The sequence below is a fragment of the uncultured Mucilaginibacter sp. genome, assembly GCF_903913935.1.
Taxonomy (GTDB): Bacteria; Bacteroidota; Bacteroidia; order Sphingobacteriales; family Sphingobacteriaceae; genus Mucilaginibacter.
The window spans coordinates 1-2,680 of record NZ_CAIWNH010000403.1 but is presented as its reverse complement, the minus strand read 5'-3'; the positions used below and the strand labels follow the sequence as shown (position 1 = coordinate 2,680).

5 protein-coding genes are annotated in these 2,680 nt (G+C 43.7%); 2 read left to right on the top strand and 3 right to left on the bottom strand.

All coding sequences use genetic code 11. The features are described 5' to 3' along the window. The coding region (locus QZY09_RS16310; RefSeq protein WP_295674075.1) for a YncE family protein at positions 1–715 on the bottom strand (715 nt) is incomplete at its 3' end. Between the two features lie 72 nt (positions 716–787). Next, positions 788–1,345: a YceI family protein gene (locus tag QZY09_RS16305; RefSeq protein ID WP_295674073.1), complete on the bottom strand. Its 558-nt coding sequence runs from the start codon at positions 1,343–1,345 to the stop codon at positions 788–790. A gap of 74 nt (positions 1,346–1,419) precedes the next feature. On the opposite strand from QZY09_RS16305, the gene QZY09_RS16300 reads away from it, so the two are divergent. After that, entirely contained in the window at positions 1,420–1,614 is a 195-nt protein-coding gene (locus tag QZY09_RS16300) for a hypothetical protein (RefSeq protein WP_295674071.1), read from the top strand. 15 nt (positions 1,615–1,629) lie between these two features. Further along, positions 1,630–2,364, top strand: a complete 735-nt coding sequence (locus tag QZY09_RS16295) for a hypothetical protein (RefSeq protein ID WP_295674069.1) — start codon at positions 1,630–1,632, stop codon at positions 2,362–2,364. Positions 2,365–2,495: 131 nt separating this feature from the next. On the opposite strand, the gene QZY09_RS16290 is transcribed toward QZY09_RS16295, so the two are convergent. Beyond that, positions 2,496–2,680: hypothetical protein (locus QZY09_RS16290; RefSeq protein WP_295674068.1), on the bottom strand; the 185-nt coding region annotated here is incomplete at its 5' end.

Sequence of the window (2,680 nt, the reverse complement as noted above, 5' to 3'; positions counted from 1 at the left end):
TCTCCCCGATGCTGCCGTCATCAGATGCAGCTGTCCATAATTTCTTACCGTCCGGCGAAACGTCAAACCCTTCGGATCCTGTGGATACAGGGATCAGCGTTTGTACCCAGTCGTGGTGCGGCGGCGGGGTAAAGCCGTTAGGGAATGGCCTTGAAACAATAAGGCTGTCCTGCAAAATACTTACCGTGCCCGAAGCAACGTTGGTAGTGTACACGCGTTTACCGCCGGGCACTACATAGATCATATGCGTACGGCTTTGGCCTGTGCCCATCACCCAGTCGAATTTGCCGGTAACGGGGTCATACCTTCCAACGGTTTTGGTACCCTCAGCAGTAAACCATACTTTGTCATCAACAAAAGTAATACCATGCGGCCCCATCATCGGGCGGGTATCAATAGTAGGTAAAGCCTTCTGCCCTACCAGGTCAATCACATTCAATTCGTGCATGCTGCCACCGCCATAAATGGTAACATAAGCCGTCTTTCCATCAGCCGAAGCTACTACTTCATGCGGATCGGAACCCACCGGAACGGTCGCAATCACCTTCAGGCTAACCGGGTCTATGATCGCCAAAACATGGTCGCCTTTTGAAAGGGCAAGCAATGTACGGGCAGGTGTTGCCTGCGCAGCGCAATTATTGGTGGTATAAACCAGGGTGGACATTAGTAAACCAGCAGCGAGTACCCTGATGAGACGGGGTTTTATATTTTTCATGATACGAATATTTATAGATCGATACTTTAAAGTTAATAATGGTTTTAATAAGGACCAAGCGATAAGACCCGATTAAGCCGGCTCTTGTTTCTTCCCTTCGCAATCGATAGTAATGTTTACGTCGTTGGATAGGATCATGCTTTCACTGCCCACCCCAAAATCAAGCCGATTTATTTTAAAAGTGCCTTTAAACCCGATTGTATTGTCTTTATCTAAAAAAGTAAATGGCATCTCAATCTGTTTCGACTTATCCTTAATCATTAGGATAAATGTACCCACATAGTTATTTCCGCTTTTATGCTTAAACGCTACGGATTTGAGCGAAATTTTTGGAAAGCGTGCAACGTCAAAAAAATCCGTGCTACGCAGGTGTTCGTCCCGGCTGGAATTATCCGTGTTGATGGTATTTACATCAACCGATGCTTCAATACTACTTGCGCTGAGACTGGCAGGGGTAAAATTGACTTTTGTTACCAACCCGCTGATGGATCCCCCTGTATTTATACCCAGGTTTTTAATTTCAAAGGTAATAGCCGACCGGGTAACGGGTGTTTGTGCATTTGAGCCGGCTTGTGAACTTTGTTTACCTGGCAATTTGGCGGCAACGCTTAAAGCAATTAGGATAAGCATGCTGATATTTATGGTAAGTCGATTTTTAAAATTCATAAACCTTGTCTTTTGGTTCCCGAAGTTAATCACCGCTGATGTCATTTTTTTTTAAAATCGACCCCGGCCGGGAATTTATCGACAGGGGGAAGGTTTTAGGCGATTACCTGTATCACAGCCTCGCTTCCGGCACAGGGCCACGCCAGGGAATCATCCGGGCGGCAAAAAACTCTAATTACATTCTAATACCAGCGGTTAAACTACAGTTACATCTGCGTGTCTCTATTACTTAACAAAATTCAATTTTTATGAAAAAAATATTTTTTATTATTGCCGCATGTTTTATTGGTATTACCAGCGTTAAAGCGCAGATAGCCAAAGGGAATTTATTTGTAGGCACAGGCATTGGCAGTACCACGTATAATTTTGGCAATTACAGCTATACCTATTCAGACGCCAACGTTAAGAACCAGGACCAAAAAGCATATACGTTAAACTTGTCGCCTTCGATAGGGGTTTTCTTAACGGATCATTTAATTTTTGGCGGCAGCCTTAACCTTGCCTACGACCACAATAAAACTGACATTAGTAACACCACCGACAATTTTTTAACGAATAACAGCACTGTGAATACAACTACCTTTACCGCAGGGCCGTTTGTACGTTATTATTTTTTTGATGCAGAACCCAAAAACACCCTTGTTTTTGTTCAGGCTGATGCCGCGGTAGGCACCGGTGGCGGCAGTACCAACGGATCAACACTGTATACAAACAACTCGGCCACCAGTTCAAACGGAAATACCAATGGCATGTTTGTATTTAAGGCCGGGGGCGCAATAGGTGTAACACATTTTATTCAAAAAAATATTGGTTTGGACATTAGCGTGGGCTATGGTTACGATTTACAAAAATATACCACCACACTTAACACGCAAACTACCAATGCCGCCGGGCTTGTAAGTAATACCTCAAGTTCATATAAAGCTTCTATCCCTCAAAACGGCATTACGCTTGCCGCGGGCTTCCACTTTTTTATAAAATAAAAGAATAGGATACAGGAAGGCGAATTGCCTTTTACGCCCTGTTTAATACCCCTGATAAGAGGGCCGCCTGGTTTCGGCAGCCCTCTTTTAGTTTGATTAATGTGGTATGCATTCGCAGGTTTTTACGTGTTTTATAATACCATAATCGCCCGAAACCCAAATCCAATCGACGATACCCGAATTTTTAACGACGATAGCGCGATCTTGCCCAAATCCAGTGGAAATCCATCAATAAAAGCCGGTAGTCGACTTTTAGCTTCTCCTGGTCTATTCCATTTTAATCTTTTCATTTTGTGCAGTTTATTCGTACCGAAAT

Coding starts and splice junctions, on each gene's coding strand:
- QZY09_RS16295 (WP_295674069.1), top strand. CDS start 1,630: ATGAAAAAAATATTTTTTATTATTGCCGCATGTTTTATTGGTATTACC.
- QZY09_RS16300 (WP_295674071.1), top strand. CDS start 1,420: ATGTCATTTTTTTTTAAAATCGACCCCGGCCGGGAATTTATCGACAGG.
- QZY09_RS16305 (WP_295674073.1), bottom strand. CDS start 1,345: ATGCTTATCCTAATTGCTTTAAGCGTTGCCGCCAAATTGCCAGGTAAA.